The sequence below is a fragment of the Pseudomonas sp. F007 genome (genome assembly GCF_057814275.1).
In genome coordinates this window covers 496,684-513,782 of sequence record NZ_JBVATA010000003.1, presented here as the reverse complement: position 1 = coordinate 513,782, position 17,099 = coordinate 496,684, and the positions used below count along the sequence as shown (strand labels likewise).

Genomic DNA, 17,099 nt, shown 5'->3' with positions numbered 1-17,099 from the left:
GCAGCAACTAGCGCGACGTCGCGTCTTCCAGATCGAGTATTTCCTGGGGGGTCAACAGACTCACCAGCTTGCGCTTCACCTCTTCGGCTTCGGCCGACAGTGCGCTGATCTGCGTGTTGTACTGCTGGCTGGTCAAGGTTTCCTGGGTGGCTTCCAGTGCATCCAGGCGCTCCAGTATCGGCTCGACGCCCAGATCAAACCGCGAGCGGTATTTGTCTTTGAGATAGGCGACCCAGAAATCCCGCCCCGCAATCGAGTCAATTTCAGCCTGGGAATTATTCAGACTCGCGATCTGCTCCACCGCTGCATTGAGCTTGGCCTCGGACACATACTGCGAGCCGGTGTATTGCGCCCGGGTCGGCTGCCCCGGCAACTCCAGCCGGTCGCGCAGGCCAACCCGGTAAGACAGGCGGACTTCAATCTGGTCCAGCAGTATCAGACGCCTGCCGGTTTCGCGCTTGCCCAGGCCGGCGCGCATGATCGCTCGTACCTGCTCCTGAATGTCGAGGAGCGCGAACTCCTCGACCTGGTCCAGGCGAAACAGCCCCTTGGCCAGCTTCAACAGTTCCAGGCCGGCCCCCCGATCGCCGACCCGCGCCAGGGCGTTGTGGATCTGCACCTTCACCTCCAGCGTGCTGAACACCAGCGCCGCCCGATCACTGCAGGTTTGCGGTTCGCCCGCGGCTTCGAACAGTTCCGCGCGCAACTCGGCATTTTCTGACGCCGCCTTGAGCACCGTCCAGACCCGCGCTTGCAAGTCGGGATAGGCCTTTCGGTATTCCTCGCTCTGGCGCAATTTTTCCAGCAGACGGAAGAATTCCTCGCTGCCCTGATCCAGGGGAGTGTCCTGCTCCAGTAGCGTCCATAACTCCCTCCATGCCACCTTGTCCGCGTCTGAAGCATCCGTGAGCCAAGGATCAACCCGTTGCGTCGATGGCGCCAACTCGCCCCCCGCTGCGCCACGCTCGGCGGGTAGGTCGGCAGGTGCCGGCACCAGGCCTATCTCGCTGTCGTTCTGGTAGATGCGCTCCAGAATGTCCGCATATTGCTGCAGACCCTGTTCGGACAGTGGGTTGCCATTCAGTTCGGTGACCCGCAGCAACCGATCGATCACTGCGGCCTGTTCGGCAGGCGGATTGACCGCCCATTCGGGGAAGGTGGTGAGCTGATTGTCACGCAGGTCGAGCATCTCCAGTTGCCGCAGATTTTCCACCCCGCTCGGCCATTGGCTGATTCCGGTGCCCTGCAGGCGGATCTCGGTCAGCTCGATCATCTGGCTGAAGTCAGGCGTGCGTTGCAACGGGTTGTGACTGAGCTGGAGTTTTTTCAGGGTTCTCGCACGCGACAGGGTGCTCGCCTCATCGGCGGACAAGCGGATGTTATTACTGGAAAGATTCAGCCCCACCAGATTGGCCTTGCCCTCCAGTTGCGTGGGGACATCGACCAGTCGGTTACTGCGCAGATCCAACCAGCGGACGTCGGGAAACGAATCAAGAAACTCATTGGGTGCCGCCTCCAGGTCCATGTCACTCAGGTCGACAAACTCCACCCGCTCGAAGTCGGCTTCCAGCGCCGGCAGTGCCCCGGCTCGGCGCCCCTTGAGCACCAGCTCGTAACCCCGTGGATAGCCGAACGCGCTGAACCTGGCGCTCAATTTTTGCCAACTGCGCCTGAGCAGCTCCGCGACCATTTTTTTCTCCAGCGGCTCGACCGCCACCCGGCTGCCATCCGCCAGGACACGGGTGGTCGGGGTATCGACCCATTGCTGCGAGCCATCAAGCAGCCGTTGAAACTCGGCCTCGAAATTGGTCAGGTACAGCTCGCCATCCGCTCCCAACGACTGCACAAAGCGCTCGATCTGACCGTCGAGATAGCCGGGAAAAAGCTTGCGTGCCCGCGCCGTATAGGCCGCGAGCTGCGGACTCATGCCCGCGCCACGGCCGCTCAACGGATAGCCCAGGCGCCCATCGGCCAGACGTTGCGGCGCCCGGAACCCGGGTTTGACCGGTTGCATGCGCAACTGCGCGCGCAACTCGATCGGCGTCAGCAGGTGTTCGTCGAGCAGCGCCTGCAAATCCGCCCCCTGCCCCACATGCGGCAACCCTATGGCCGTGCACTGCTGATCCGGCAAGGCATGCTGCAGCGCGGCGTAGAAGTCATCGGGGCCGTGCAACTGCCCATCGTCCTGATCGCGCGCCGCGTATTGGCCCTGCTCGTCTCGCACCAGGACCTTGCGACCGGCGGCATCCTGCGGGCCGACACTGGCCCGCAAGCCGCCGCGGAACGTTCCCTCGCGAACTTCCAGGCGCAGGTCATTCGACCAACCGGGCAGTTTCTCCAGGGAGCCGAGCAACAGCGCCTCGGTATCTCGATTCATCAGGGCTTGAAGATAAAACCCCTCGTAGGCGCGCGACACTCGCACCTCACGTTGCAGGCTGCGCAACGCCTCCGACAGGCGCAGGGGGATGGGCTTGGTTTGCAGGGTGTCGGCGAAATTCCACTGCGACATTTGCTCGCGCTCTGTGCTGCTGGCCTCGGCCAGCAGTTGTTCGATCGCATTGCTCGGAACGCTGGGGAAACGCGACTGGATCAGCGCAAGTCGAGGGTCATTGCTGGAGCTTGAAGCGCGGTACAGGTCGGCGAACCACTCGGCCTTATGCTGCCGGGCAACCTCGGCGATGCGCCCGCGCAGCGATTCAACGCGCGCCGCCATGGCCTCAAGCGGGGCGTCGGGGCGTTGACCGAGCAAGGTATTGGTGTCGCGCTGATCAAGGCGTTCCAGCAGTCTTTGCAGCAGCTGCCCGTCGCGCACTTGCGTCTCTTCGACAAGCACCACGTTCATGACCTCAGCCTTGCCCGCTGGCGGACCGAACTCGCCGAGTTTGCCGCCCTGACCATCGACAATCTGCAACAGCAGGTTGTCTGGCCACTGGCCGTAGCGGTGCATGACCTGCACGGGCTGCAGCGGCTCTTCGACAGCAGCGCCGTGGTTCAAATCGGCAATCAAGCCCTCGACTTTGCGGTAGGTGTCAAAGCGCTGCAGGGTGTCCTCGAGGATCGTCGCTGGCGGCTGGTTGTCGACATGCATTCTGCGCAGGACACTGTCGTCGATCCCGCTGACCCGGCGAATCTGCTCCAGTTCGATGTCGCTGTACTGACTGACCCGATGTCCCAGGCGCCGCATCAACGGCGTCCCCTGCCATGTCCGCGGCTGTTCCACTTCATGGCTCCAGGCACCGCTGCCGTTATGCCTGAGCTCGGGAGTGTAGGTCTCCGCCCGCTCGGGATGGGCGATGCGGTACTGGCCACTGAGTGGGTCTTTCCTGACCCGGTAGTATTTATCCGCCAGCGCCACGAACTCCTGGCCCTGGTGTTGCACCAGCCCCAAGTCATTGGGCTTCAGGCCTTCGGGCAATGGCCCCCGATTCTCATAGGGCGCCAGGTCAGGGTTCCACAATCGCGACTTGCCGCCGACTTCCACCGGCTTGAGCCCTTCGACAAAGGGCGAGACCTTGATCGGCGTCACCCCGCCGCTGGGCAACACATGACCGGCGCTCATCAGCGCCAACTGCGCGAAGTTGATCAAGACCCCATTGATGTAGGCCGCGGCTTCTTCCTTGTCGCCCTTGCGCCAGTCCTCGACCCCTTCGGCCACTTCGGCCAGCATCTGCGCAATCATCAGGCCCAGCAGCGCTTCCCCCAGGCCGGGCACCAGCATCGCGGCAAAGTTGAAGACGTTCCAGCCGATCGACAGGTAGCTGGTCAGGCGCTTGAAGCGCGAGGTGGCGTCTTCGTCGTCGGTCGGTACGGCGATCAACCGGGCATCGGCAATCGCCTTGTCACGCCGCGCCACAAACAGCGCGATCCACAGATCGCCGGCGATCTGGTTGGTGATGGGTTCGGCATCGGGGTTTTCCACCGCCGTTTCGCGCCACCAGGGGCCCGGGTCCAGTGGTTCGCGCTCGTGCCAGGTGTAAGTCGTAAGACGTTCGTTGACCCGGGTGAAGAACAGCCCCTTGTCCTGCTGGGCGACGAAACGGCTGAAAAACGCCTGGTAATCCTTGTTGCGTAGCTGCCCCAACAGCGCCTGCATGAACGCGCTGAACGACGAATACTCCTTCAGCGGGTGATCCGGATCATCCGGCACATAGGCGATCAACGAACCGGACAAGCGGCTTTGTAGATGAATGTCCTCGCGGCGCAACAACTCCTCGGTGACACCCTGGGAGCCGTTGGCGAAGTAGGTCTGCAGCAGTTTGAACTGTTCGAAAGCCGGTATGGACATCTCGGGGGTGTCGGATACAAGGCCGAGCAACAGCTTCCACGTGGACGGGGTCAGCGCATCGATTGCCTTTTTGATTTCGCTTGGAATGCTGACGGCACTGAACAGGGTGATGCCGGTCAGCCTGAAGCCCATCAACGATAATCGATGGCAAAGCAGGGGCTGTTCGTACAGCGTGACATTGGCCTGTCCTTCCCGTATTCGCCCCAACTGGGCGTAGGCATGACCGCTGATATCCCCCCTCAACAGGGCGATCAGCGCCGCCACATGGAAACTGGCCTTTTCGCTAGCGACACTGTCCTGCTGCAGCTTGACCCTGGCGACTTCAGTATCGGGCAACAGGACGGACTGGATGTGTCGTTGATACTGACCGCCGATGTCCAGTGTTCGGCACATCGAGGCAAAGGCTGCCACGCTGATGGCGGGCTCCAGGCTGGAACGGCCTGGTTGATCCGGGCGATAAACACCCGAACTGTCGCGAAAGGCGCCGGCTTGGGTCTCGTACTCTTCGAAGTTGTGCAAGGCCGCTTCCAACAGCGAGCAATAGCGGATACGACTGGCGCCGGTATCGATGCCAAAGACGATGGTGCTTGGCACTTCAAGTTGCAGGGTCAGTTCGTCGAAGTTCTGTACGGTACTGAAGGTGGTCTGCAATGACGTCTTGAGCAGGGGTTCGGCAAAGGCATTGATGTCGTGCTGCAAGTTGCCCAGTGTGATGTCCAGCACACCTTGCAGGCGTGCCTGTTCGCTCAGCAAATCCTTCAAGTACAGACGGTCGATTTGCCGTGCGTCGTCATACCATTCAGGAGTTTTGGGGGTAAGCGTCGGTAGGGTTTCCAGCCTCGCCAGCGGCGCTTGTTTGATCGCGGCGGGAATCGCGTCATCGACACGGCGGTAATGCCTGCCGTGGCTTTCAGGCGGCTGTTTCTTTGAGTTGCTTCCATGCAAGTCAGACACTTTGAATCACCTTGATAACAGGAAAAGAGCTATCAGCTTATTCACCTGTCGATGAAACAAAAGTCCAAATAACTGCTCAGCCCGGCGCCTTAACAGGCCAGGCTGATTCGAAAATCATGAAGTCGAAAATGCATATCTAAGGCCAGCAAAAACCCAACATGTGGCAACCGCTACTCCACCAGCAACCGCCCCAGGCGCTGTTTGAGCATCTGGTTTTCGGCACGCAGTTGCTGCACTTCTTCGAGCAGGTCGAGCGCCAGGGCGACGCCTTCCCATTCAAGTTCCAGGTCGCGCCGCAGCTTGGCGGCGCGTTTGGCCAACGCCAGTTCATAGTCGTTGAAGCGCCAATCCTGGGGCTGCGCCCCCTGGGGTTCGAGGATGCCGTGCTCGACGATCTCGATCACGTAGACGGCCGGTAGATCGGTCGCCTCACAGAATTGCGCCATGTCCAGTTGAACGATCAGGGGGCTGCTCATAGTCAGTGTCTCCAGTGTTCTGGAACCAAATGTTCTCGATCAAAAATGCTCGCGTGGGTTGAACGCGGCTTTTTTCGCCAGTTCCTGCCACAAGGCCTTGACCTCGTCATCGGCGGTTTTCGGCATCACGACCTTGAGCTGCACGAACAGATAGCCGCGCTCACCCGCCTTGTTCAACAGGCCATGGCCCTTGGCGCGCATGCGCTGGCCGTTCTGGCTGCCGGCCGGAACCTTGAGGTTGATCTTGCCGGTCAGGGTCGGTACGGCCACTTCGGTGCCCAGCGCCAGCTCCCACGGAGCCAACGGCAGCGTGATGATCAGGTTCTCGCCTTCGACATCGAATTTCGGATGCGGCGCAAAGCGAATGGTCAGGTACAGGTCGCCATTGGCGCCGCCACCGATGCCCGGTGCGCCCTGGCCTTTCAGGCGGATGCGCTCGCCATCGCTGACCCCGGCCGGGATCTTCACGTTCAGGCTTTTGCTGGTATTGCTGACGTGTTGACCGGCGGCGTTGTACTGCGGCACCTGGAAGCTGATCTTCTTTGACTCGTTGGACAGGGTCTCTTCGAGAAACACCGCCAGTTCCATTTCCACGTCCTGCCCTCGCCGCCCGGCGCTACGCCCGGATTGTCCGCCACCGAAGCCCGGGCCGCGGTTGCCGAAGATCGAACTGAAGAAGTCCGAAAAGTCGCCCGTGTCCTGGCCGCCGCCGAAGCCGCCACGGCTCTGCCAGCCCGGTGGTCCCTGGAAGGGTTGGCCGTGCTGGCCGTAACGCCGCAGGTCGTCGTATTCGGCGCGCTTGTCGGCGCTTTTCAGCGCTTCATAGGCTTCCGAGGCATCCTTGAATTTGGCCTCGGCATCTTTTTCCTTGCTGACGTCAGGGTGATATTTACGCGCCAGTTTGCGATAGGCGGCCTTTATCGTCTTGTCGTCAGCGGTCGGTTCCACACCGAGAATCTTGTAATAGTCTTTGAAGTCCATCGCGGGAATCACCATCCGTTATCGATATCGCGCTGCCTGCCAGCATGCGCTCGTGGATTGCAGCAGGCTTGACCGATCTCAAGGTTGTGACCGGACAGCGCGTCAGAAGTTTATCGGCAGCCGCCCGAATCGGTTGATCGCACGGTGGCTGCCAAGCCATGCCTGTAAGTTTGGGGAACAAGGATAGTCTTTCAAGGCACGTAAAGCGCAGATTTAGCGGATAGTCGGCCTTCGATTCTGCGGCGCACTGACATACACTGCGCGGCCGTTTTTTAACCGGAACCTGAAAGACATGAACAACGCATCTCCAGCCCGTGCCGTGGGTATCGACTTTGGCACGTCCAACTCCACCGTCGGCTGGCTGCGCCCCGGCGTGGAAACGCTGATCGCGCTGGAGGACGACAAGATCACCCTGCCGTCGGTGGTCTTCTTCAATATCGAAGAACGCCGTCCGGTGTACGGCCGGCTGGCGCTGCACGAGTACCTGGAAGGCTACGAAGGGCGCCTGATGCGCTCGCTGAAAAGCCTGCTCGGCTCCAAGCTGATCAAGCACGACACCAGCGTCCTCGGTACGGCAATGCCGTTCAAGGACCTGCTCGGGCTGTTTATCGGCCAGCTCAAGAGCCGTGCCGAAGCCGCCGCCGGTCGGGAATTCGAGCAAGTGGTACTGGGCCGACCGGTGTTCTTTGTCGATGATGACCCGCTGGCCGACAAGGAAGCCGAAGACACCCTGGTGGAAGTCGCGCGCAAGATCGGCTTCAAGGACGTCTCGTTCCAGTTCGAACCGATTGCCGCGGCCTTCGACTACGAGTCGACCATCGAGAAAGAAGAGCTGGTGCTGATCGTCGACATCGGCGGTGGTACGTCCGACTTCTCCCTGGTGCGCCTGTCGCCAGAGCGACGGACGATGGATAACCGCCAGGACGACATCCTCGCCACCGGCGGCGTGCACGTCGGCGGCACCGACTTCGACAAGCAATTGAGCCTGCAGGGCGTGATGCCGTTGTTCGGCTATGGCAGCCGGATGAAGAGCGGCGCCTACATGCCCACCAGCCAGCACATGAACCTGGCGACCTGGCACACCATCAACTCGGTGTATTCGCAAAAGTCCCAACTGGCCCTGGGCAGCATGCGCTACGACATCGAGGACACCGGCGGCATCGACCGCCTGTTCAAGCTGATCGAACAGCGCGCCGGGCACTGGCTGGCGATGGAAGTCGAAGAAACCAAGATCCAGCTGACCCACGCCGACAACCGCCACGTGGCGCTGGATCGCATCGAGGCCGGCTTGAGCGTGGACCTCAGCCGAGGGCTGTTCGAGTCGGCCATCGACGGTTTGCTGGAACGGGTGCGCGGCAGCGTCAGCCAGCTGTTGAGCGACGCCAATGTGCGCGTTGACCAGGTCGATACGGTGTTCTTCACCGGCGGTTCAAGCGGGATCCCGGCGCTGCGCAACAGCGTCTCGGCGATGCTGCCCAACGCTCGGCATGTCGAGGGCAACATCTTTGGCAGCATCGGTAGTGGGTTGGCGATCGAGGCGGCCAAGCGTTACGGTTCCATGGGCTGATCCAGCGGATCAAACCATCCCCACCTGCTTCAACTCGCTCTTCAAGTACGCGTAATAAATCGGCCCTGCCACCACCCCCGGCAGGCCGAACGCTGCTTCGAAGACCAGCATCGCCAGCAGCAACTCCCACGACTTGGCACTGATCTGCCCACCCACGATCCGCGCGTTGAGGAAATATTCCAGCTTGTGGATAAAGATCAGGTAGCCCAGCGCTGCCATCGCCACCCAGATCGACAACGACAGGCCGACGATGGTGATCAGGGTGTTGGACATCAGGTTGCCGATCACCGGCAGCAAGCCCAGCAGGAACGTCAGGACGATCAGGGTCTTGGTCAGTGGCAGGTGGATGCCGAACATCGGCAGGATGACTGCGAGGAAGATCCCGGTGAAGAAGGTGTTGAGCAGGGAAATCTTGATCTGTGCAAAGACGATGTTGCGAAACGCCTGGACCAGCAGGTGCAAGCGGTCGAACAGGGCCGCGGCCAGCGGTTTGCGCTTGGTCACGTCCGGCACCCGCTGCAAGGCGATGATCGCGCCCAGCACCATGCCGATCAGCAAGGTGACGAACATGTGCGCGGCATCCTTGCCCACCAGTTGCAGCTCGCTCAGGTGCTTGCTCAGCCATTCGCCGATGGCCACGCGAAACTCGGCGGCGCTGGCCGGCAAATAGGCGTCGACGAACGGCGGCAACTGGCCGCGCGCCTTGTCGACCACGCCCATGAATTTGTCCAGCGAGGCTCCGGGGTTTTCCGCCTCGTGCAGGAGGAAACTGAAAGCGCCGGCGAAAATCAGCGCCAGCACACTGACCACCAAGGTGCCGAGCAATGCCACCGCCAGCCAGCGCGCCCGTCGACCTTCGATCAGGCGCTGCAACTGCGGCGTGAGCATGTTGACCAGTTCATACACCAGCAGGCCGGCCAACAGGCTGGGCAACAACCGCAAGGGCAGGACCAGCAGTAGCCCACCAAAAATGATCACCCAACTGACCAACAGCAACACGTGACGCTGAGAAAACGTTGGCATACAGCCTCAAAACAAACGGCGTTAAAGGATCGGCAGTCTGCCAGCGTTCGCGCCCTGAAGCGAGCACGCCGCAGACTGTGCCGGACATGCCCGTGGTGCTGGAGGCGTTACTTTTTCTTCAGGCAATCGCTCATGAAGGTCTTGCGCGCATCACCGGTCAACGCCTGGGTGGCGGCGGTGGCGTTGCAGGTTTTCATTTTCTGCTGTTGCGGGGTCAGCGCCTTGGCATCGTTGGCCGCCGGCGTCGCCTTGAGGCAGTTGCTCATGAAGGCCTTGCGCTCATCCCCCTTGAGGGCCTTGGTGGTGGCGTCGGCGTTGCAGGTGGTCATTTTGTCCTGTTGCGCCGTGGCGGCAAACCCTTGGGAGCACAGCAACAGACCGACCATCAACAGCGGAATACGCAGCATCTTCATGACAAGCTCTCCTGATTGCTGCGCCGAGCGACGCAGCCTGGGGTGAAGTGTAGACAAAGCCTGTTACACCTTCACCCCGGCATTCCAGGAGCAACGCGACCGGCGCGTTGCCCCTGTTCTTGCGCCTTATGACTCGGGGTTGGGGTTGCGCTGGCGATAGCGCTCCAGGTCAGGCTCGATCGCGACCGTGTACCGATGGTAGGCATCGATTCGCCGCTCGATCGTCGATAAGTCGTGACGCTGAAATGAGACAGGTTGCCCCTGCGGCTCCTTATAAGTGACGCCCAACTTGTAGGTCGAGAGCCATTGCCTGTAGGCCCCCTTGACGTGCAGCTTGGCGATCACGATCTGCCTCAAGGTCGAATCATCCGTGCCACGGGGTGGAACCTGTGCTTGGCCCGAGGCGGTATCGGCAACGAACTGGTATTCGGCTACGGCAGGGCCAGGGGCGAGACTCGCGATCGGCTCCGGATCGAAGTTGAAGGCTCCGTCGCTGGCCAGGTGGGCGACAGGGAACTCCGGCCAGGAATCGGCAACGACCAGCTCCTCGGGTCTGTTCAGATCACCAATGAGCACAAATTGATGGTCAAGCCTGTCTGCCGCGACGATATGAATGGCACTGTCGCGGGGCTGGCTGGCCAGAATTGAAAAGGTCACCTTGGAATTTTCCGAACAGTTACCCCCCTTGATCTCGATAGCCGCCTTGGCCGCCTCGGAAATAGTGAGATTGGCGGTAGGCCGCCCGGTTTCCAGATCGACTTTTCTCAGGTGTTTCAGCTTGGCAATGGCTGAACCACCTTTTTCCCAGATGCTCGGATGTTGGTTACCCGATAAAGGCAGCAACTCCTTGCTACGGCTGATCGCGCGTTGTGCCAAGTGCAGATTGGCCATGGTTTGCGGTTCAACTTCAACAATAGATGAACTCGCGTCGGCCTTAAGCAGGGTGGCATAGTGCCGAAGTTCGACGAAACGGTTCGTCGGCACTTCGCCGTCCTTTGCCGAAAGCACCAGAGCATCGTACTCGGCAACACGTCCGGCCGCCTGCAGGTCGCGCGCAGTGATGACCAACACCTGCTGTTCCGTGGAGGGCAGCACCGGCGGCCTTTGCGCCAAATTGTCGAGCAATTCGAGAAATCGCTCCGAGGGTAAATACTGCTTCCACTCCGCAAGGAACTCGACACACCTTCTGAGCTCGATACTTGGCACCTTTTCCGACTCCACATCGTAGAAACACCACTCCAGATCATTCAGCGCATAAAGACCGAAGCGTTCGTGGATCAATTCCAGCCCGGCACGGAAGCGCTCTCTGACGCCGACCACGACGTCTTCTCCCAAGTAAGCGCGTCCGTCAATGCGCTGAAAGGATTCCTCGACACTGTTGCCTGGCATGACCGGCTGCTCGACATCCGCTGGCGCACCGCCGCGCAGGCGAAGCAGGCGTGGATCGTAGGGAGGCGGAGCAGACGCCGGATGGCCGGCCAGCACTTGCGGTAACGCCTCACGTGCCAGCAAATGTTCGCGCACAGCCCGCTTGAACGCTGAAACTTCACCGCGACCAATGCCCAGTCCAATGAGGGCATCATCCGGCAGTGCCTGCATGATCGCCGCATGAAAATCGTCTTCTTCGGCCAACACGGTGCCTTGTTCATACCGGACCTCGAAGTCACCCTCCGCGGTAAGGATGATCGTGCGCTTGAGCCGAGCCTGCTGCGGACCCATTCGGTCCAGCAGCTGTCCATCATCACCGTACCGCCTGACCTCAAGCTGCAGATCCGTCGGCCAGCCAGGCAGGTTTTCCAGCGAGTGCAGCACCAGCTTGTCGGTGTCGAAGCTTTCTACGCAGCTCAGGTAAACCCCTTCATAGGCACGCGCCACACGCACTTCTTCCAGCGCAAAGGAGGCCAGCCCTTCAAGTCGCGTCGGCAACGTGCCGCTGGCCACGGCCTGGAGTTCTTCGGGACTGGCCACCGCGAGCAGCTCCTGCGCCAGCGCCCCGGGCAGACCCGGGACCTGCCGGCGCACGAACTGCACGGGCGCATCCCATTGCGACTCGAAGTCGCCATAGCGGCGCTCGAACAGTTGCCCACGTGCACGCAAAGCACGCTGCGCCAATTCGCTCCTCAGGGTCTGGGCATTGACCTCGGGCGTTGCCAGCGAAGCGCCCAGTTCGCGCACCATCAGCTGCTCGATCTGCTGTTCACTCAGGTGCGACAACAGGGTTTGCAGCACGTCGCCCTGACGCAGGCGGTCCTCATAGACCCGTTCACGCGGGGCGCTGCTGGAGCCAATTTCGCCGAGGCTGGTCCGGCCATCCCGGGCAATCACTTGCACTCGCCGTTCGCTGGGCCACAAGCCATCCATCAACTGCAGTTGCATGGAGATATCGGCTTGCAGGTAATCGGCCGATTGCGCGCTGGCAATCTGCTCACAGAACCGCGCGACCGAGCGGTCGATGCGCAAGCGCGCCAAGGTATCGCTGAGCAGCGGCAAGGGCGGCTCATTGTTGCCGTACATGCGGCGCAGGGCCTCGACCGGCGTGCCGCTGATGGTGCGAACCGCTGGCCCGGCATCTTCCAGCCCCTGGCCCTGCGGCCCAAGGCGCGTCATCAGGGTTTGCTCATCCCAGCCCTCGGGGCGCTCGCCCTCGATGACAAACGCCCCCGCACCATTGCTGCGCACCCGAGGTTGATAGGCGTCCGTCCGGGAGGGGTGCTGCAGCCGATGTTCATTGCTCAGCGGGTCCTTCTTCAGCTCGAAATGACCGCTGTCCAGGCGCAGTAGCGATTTGCCCTGGTATTGATGCAGCCCCTGCGGATCGGCCTGCGAGTCGGCAGGCAGGCTCAGTTCACGCTGTCGATAGGGTTCCAGGTCCTGGCTCCACAAACGTTGTTTGCCATTGGCCAGGGTGACCGGTGCCGCGCCTTCGATCAGCGGTGACAATGCCAGCTTGCCAACCGCAGCGGCGGCACCGAATGCGGCAATTTGCGCGACACTTTCTGCGACCCCGATCAAGTGTTCGCTGGCCTGCAGGTAGAGCCCCTCGGCAAGATCGAAAACCCCTTCGATGACCTCGTAGGTCAGTTGGTACACCGTATAGGCCAGCATCAACTCCCCCAGGAAAGGCACAAAGGGTGTGATCACCAGCAGCGCGACATTGAAGACCTCAGACAGCATGCTTTCCAGGTTTTCGATCCAATGCCAAAAAGCCGCACGGTCCGCATCACCGGTAGAAATCACCAGTTCCCGGGCATCGTTGAAGACTTTGTTGATCTGTTGTTCGAAGAGGTAGTCCCAGACGTTGCCACGAAAACGATGTTGGTTGTCATCGTCAAAGGCCACGACTGCATAGCGCAGGTCGGGCTGGTCGATCGGGGTTTCCCGCCAGGTGGGCAAGGTCGATCCGGGCTCGCGTGGATGCCAGATCACGTGGTTCAGGCGCTGGTGCAGATCAGCAAAGAAAAACCCACGTTTGCTGTGCGCAATAAAACGACTGAAAAACTGGTGGTACGTCTGCCCATCTCCTGCGGACACCGCGTTGCTGCGCAGTTGGCGGGTCAATTCGTCAAGAAATGCCACAGAAGAAGGGTATTCCTTGAGTGGGTGATCGGGGTCATGGGGCACATAGCCGATGACTCGCCGAGTGATGGTTGTCGGCACGCCAAGGTCGGGGGCAATCAGCAGGATGCCGATCAGGCGCGTGTCCATCATCTCCAGGTGGTAGAAGCGCACCGGGGCGCCATCGAGCATCACCTCCTCGCGCCCCTCGATCAAGCCATCGACCACCCGACTGGTCTCGGCCCCCATGTGCCTGTTCAACCGCGCCAGCTCGAGGGCGGCCTTGAGAGCGCATTTGTGACTGTCGGCGATACGCATCCGCACCAGGTTATGGGAAAAGGCGTCGGATAGATTCAGGTAGTCATCAAGATAAGCCTGGTAACGCGCGCCCAGGTCCAGACTCCGACAGAGTTGTTTGAACTGTTCAATCGACATCTTTTGTCGAATCGGCTTTATATCAAAATGCCCCTCTGCGTTCGGCCGACTGATGAACTCGGAGTGCTCAAGAAAGGTCTCGGAACTTGCGAAGTTCCTGATCGCCGCATCCAACATGGAAGTGATTCGGCTTGTCGCCCCTTTTACCGCCCCAAATAGAGAATCGGAGGAGGTGTACAACATCAGGAACGTTTCGCTGACATCCACATCGACCCCATAATCCTGTAATACCCGTTCACGCAGAAGGGGTGCAGAAAACGCATGAGCGTCTTTCAACTCGGCAAACATCTTATCGACTTTGTTTTGTGCCAGCCAACTGGCCGCCAGGGCACTCCTGAGTGCCTGCTGATTGGCCTCAGGCTCTGTACTGGCCCAATCCGGCAAGGCCCCACGACCGCTACGCAGGGTACTCAAACGCTGTGGTGTGGCCTGGCCGAGCCAGTCGGGAATGGCTTTCTTGATAAATTCATGATGAACACTGACGGGCGCGTCAGAACTTTCTGGGGATAACGTCATTGCGGATACCTGCACAATAAGTGAACTGAGTAAGTTCCTTCACAGGGTCGACAGTTTGTTTCCGACCGTGAAAAAACCGCACAGAAGACCTTACAGCGCGCCACCCACAACACATGAACTTCGATTCCTGCAAGCCTGTAAGAAATATCAACTTTCTGCAGTGGCTTTAATCAACAGCTTTAAATAGCCTTATAACGACGATAGTGTTCCGGGGTACATCCCGCCTGTCGCTGGAACATCGCAATAAAGGCCGACGCCGTGCTGTAGCCCATGTCAAAGGCAATTTCCTGGACACTGCGCGGACTGTCCAGTGCTTCAATCGAGGCAATGAAACGCATGCGCTGGCGCCACTGGCCAAAGCTCATGCCCAGCTCGCAGACGAACTGGCGGGCCAGGGTCCGCTCGCTGACATGAATGCCTTCGGCCCACTGTGCCAGCGTTCGGTTGTCGCCCGGCGTGGCTTGCAGGGCATCGAGTATGCCCAGCAGGCCCGCGCTGCTGGCGTAGGGCAAGTAGCCCTCATGCACCGGCGCCTGCTGCAGTTGGTCCACCAGCACCTGGGCCAGGCGCGCGTCGGCTGCGTGGTCGGGAATCTTCACGTCGCGGACGGCAAAGTCCTTGAGGATCGCCTTGATGATCTCGCTGATGGCCAGGGTACAGCCCTGCCGTGGCAAGTCCTGGCACACCGACGGCGCCAGGCACACGGCTCGATAGCTCACCGGCTGATGGCTGTAGAAGCTGTGTTCGGTGTGCGGCGGCACCCACACCGCGTATTGCGGCGGCGACATGAAACGGCTGCCGGCAACCTCCATGTGCAACACGCCATGGGCCGAGTACTCGAGGGTGCCCCAGGGATGGCGATGGGTCGAGGCAAAGCGATGGGCAGCAAAATCGGCGTAGCGAAAGTACACCGGGGCTGGTAACTCGCTGAAATCCAGGACATCGATGGGCTGGCGGGGCATGTTGTCCGTATGCAAAGGCAATTTGTCTGGATCGAAGTATAAGCATTGATCCAGACAACGGATAATCACCCTTCATCAATGCTCTGGTTTTCCCCATGCAATTCGCTTATCCGCTGCTGGCCATCTTCATCTGGGCGGGCAACACCGTCATCACCAAAATGTCGGCCGGGGCCATCTACCCCGCCGAGATCGGCTTCTATCGCTGGCTGCTCGCCGGCCTGCTGTTCACCCCATTCATGCTCAAACCGGTGATCAACCACTGGCCGCTGATACGCCCCAACCTGAGGAGGATTTTCATCCTCGGCGTACTCGGCATGGCGGTGTATCAAAGCCTGGCGTACTTCGCCGCGAGCCTGACCACGGCCACCAACATGGGCATCATCCTGTCGCTGATGCCGTTGATGTCGCTGGCCATGGCCATCATCAGCCTCGGCCAACGCTTGACCGCCGGCGCCCTGGTCGGCGCGCTGCTGTCGTTTGCCGGCGTGCTGGTGGTGGTGTCAGCCGGCAGCCTCGGCACGCTGCTGGAACATGGGGTCAACCTCGGTGATGCGATGATGCTGATCGCGACGCTGGCCTATGCGATCTACAGCACCCTGCTGAAAAAATGGCAACTGCGCCTGCCGCCGCTGGTGTTGCTGTACCTGCAGGTGCTGGTGGCGGTGGTGGTGCTGTTGCCGCTGTTCGTTGCATCGGACAAGGTCGGGCCAACGCTGCACAACATTCCGCTGGTGCTGTATGCCTGCCTGCTGGCCTCGATGGTCGCGCCGCTGGCGTGGATGCAGGCCGTGGTGCGCCTGGGGCCGAGTCGCACCACGCAGTTCTTCAACCTGCTGCCGTTGATCACCGCGCTGATTGCCGCCGTGGTGCTGCATGAGCAACTGGCGCTGTTCCACCTGGTGGGAGGCGCCCTGACCCTGGGCGGTGTGATTGTCTCGGAACGCTGGACCCGGGTTCTCGCTCGCCGCTAGAGGCCCGCCGCCTTCAGGCGTTGCGCATGCTCGACAAACAGGCGCAGCGGATCGGCGCCCTTGCCCACCAGCCCCAGCGACTGGTTGACGATATCGAAGTGATCCAGCGGGAAGTCATCGCCGATGACCGTGCCCAGGTGTGAACTGTAGCGCCCGACCATGCCATCGCACTGCCCGGCTTCGCGCACGAATGTCCGGGCAAACAGCCGGCAGCTGCGGTTGCTGGGGTCGAACAGGTTGCCGCCGCGGTCGGTCTTGCCCGGTTGCAGGGTGCCCGACCAGGAGTAATAGCGCACGCCGTTGACCTCTTCCGCGCCCTGCCCGCCCCAGGTCTCGGGCAGCCCCTGTGGATAACACTGGTTGAACAGCGCCACGCCGGCGCTGGTCAACGAGTTGTGGGACGCGTGGACATCCACTGGCCACTTGCGCACGTGATGCCCGGTTTCCAGAAGCCCCATCAACCAGGCAACCACGCTCAACACGCCACTGAGCAGACGGCCCTTGGCGCTCTGGGGCGGGTAGTGCCGGTGCAGGTAGTCCGCCAGTTCCGAGCCATGGTTGGGGCCGGCGACCGAGGTCACCGATGCCACCGATGCCACCAGGTCTGGTCGCTTGGCAGCGGCGTACCGGGCGGTCAACGAGCCCTGGCTGTGGCCAATCAGGTTGACCTTGTCGGCGCCGGATTCCTGCAGGATCGCCTGGATCTGCAGCAACAGCTCTTCGCCGCGCACTTCATTGGAGTTGACCGGCGACACCTGCACCGCAATCACCTGCGCCCCGCCACGGCGCAACGCCGGGATGATGCCGTGCCAGTACGGATACAGCAGCAGCCGGACAAACCCGAGCATGCCCGGGACCAGCACCAGGGGGTAACGCGTGGCGGTGTCCTGCGGCATGGGCAGACTTCCTTGTGGTGGGCGTTCCAGCATCGTCAGGGCTGATGACAGCTTCACGATCAGTC

10 protein-coding genes are annotated in these 17,099 nt (G+C 61.0%); 2 read left to right on the top strand and 8 right to left on the bottom strand.

Annotated elements, in window-relative coordinates:
- Positions 1–7 precede the first annotated feature (7 nt).
- From ACZYR5_RS09730 to cbpA, 3 genes are all read right to left on the bottom strand, one after another.
- On the bottom strand, positions 8–5,239 hold the full coding sequence (locus tag ACZYR5_RS09730; RefSeq protein WP_489089424.1) for an NEL-type E3 ubiquitin ligase domain-containing protein: 5,232 nt from the start codon (positions 5,237–5,239) through the stop codon (positions 8–10).
- Between the two features lie 170 nt (positions 5,240–5,409).
- Positions 5,410–5,715, bottom strand: a complete 306-nt coding sequence (locus tag ACZYR5_RS09725) for a chaperone modulator CbpM (protein WP_489089423.1) — start codon at positions 5,713–5,715, stop codon at positions 5,410–5,412.
- Between the two features lie 39 nt (positions 5,716–5,754).
- Complete coding sequence (gene cbpA, locus ACZYR5_RS09720) at positions 5,755–6,696, bottom strand: curved DNA-binding protein (RefSeq protein WP_489089422.1); 942 nt, start codon at positions 6,694–6,696, stop codon at positions 5,755–5,757.
- Positions 6,697–6,988: 292 nt separating this feature from the next.
- Here cbpA and ACZYR5_RS09715 point away from each other — a divergent pair, with 292 nt between their 5' ends.
- Complete coding sequence (locus ACZYR5_RS09715) at positions 6,989–8,263, top strand: Hsp70 family protein (RefSeq protein WP_489089421.1); 1,275 nt, start codon at positions 6,989–6,991, stop codon at positions 8,261–8,263.
- Between the two features lie 9 nt (positions 8,264–8,272).
- Here the strand turns inward: ACZYR5_RS09715 and ACZYR5_RS09710 are convergent, their stop codons facing one another.
- The 4 genes from ACZYR5_RS09710 to ACZYR5_RS09695 all read right to left on the bottom strand — a co-directional run bounded on the left by ACZYR5_RS09710 (position 8,273) and on the right by ACZYR5_RS09695 (position 15,167).
- Entirely contained in the window at positions 8,273–9,286 is a 1,014-nt protein-coding gene (locus ACZYR5_RS09710) for an AI-2E family transporter (RefSeq protein ID WP_489089420.1), read from the bottom strand.
- Positions 9,287–9,393: 107 nt separating this feature from the next.
- Positions 9,394–9,699: a PsiF family protein gene (locus tag ACZYR5_RS09705; RefSeq protein ID WP_489089419.1), complete on the bottom strand. Its 306-nt coding sequence runs from the start codon at positions 9,697–9,699 to the stop codon at positions 9,394–9,396.
- A gap of 126 nt (positions 9,700–9,825) precedes the next feature.
- Positions 9,826–14,205 carry a dermonecrotic toxin domain-containing protein gene (locus tag ACZYR5_RS09700; RefSeq protein ID WP_489089418.1) on the bottom strand — a complete coding sequence of 1,460 codons (4,380 nt, stop codon included), beginning with the start codon at positions 14,203–14,205 and terminating at the stop codon, positions 9,826–9,828.
- Positions 14,206–14,384: 179 nt separating this feature from the next.
- Positions 14,385–15,167, bottom strand: coding sequence for an AraC family transcriptional regulator (locus ACZYR5_RS09695; protein WP_489089417.1), 783 nt, complete (start codon positions 15,165–15,167; stop codon positions 14,385–14,387).
- Between the two features lie 95 nt (positions 15,168–15,262).
- On the opposite strand from ACZYR5_RS09695, the gene ACZYR5_RS09690 reads away from it, so the two are divergent.
- On the top strand, positions 15,263–16,138 hold the full coding sequence (locus ACZYR5_RS09690) for a DMT family transporter (RefSeq protein ID WP_489089416.1): 876 nt from the start codon (positions 15,263–15,265) through the stop codon (positions 16,136–16,138).
- Here ACZYR5_RS09690 and ACZYR5_RS09685 read toward each other — a convergent pair.
- Positions 16,135–17,034 (bottom strand): esterase/lipase family protein, encoded by a 900-nt coding sequence (locus tag ACZYR5_RS09685; protein WP_489089415.1) that lies wholly within the window; start codon positions 17,032–17,034, stop codon positions 16,135–16,137. The genes ACZYR5_RS09690 and ACZYR5_RS09685 overlap by 4 nt on opposite strands.
- Between the last annotated feature and the right edge of the window lie 65 nt (positions 17,035–17,099).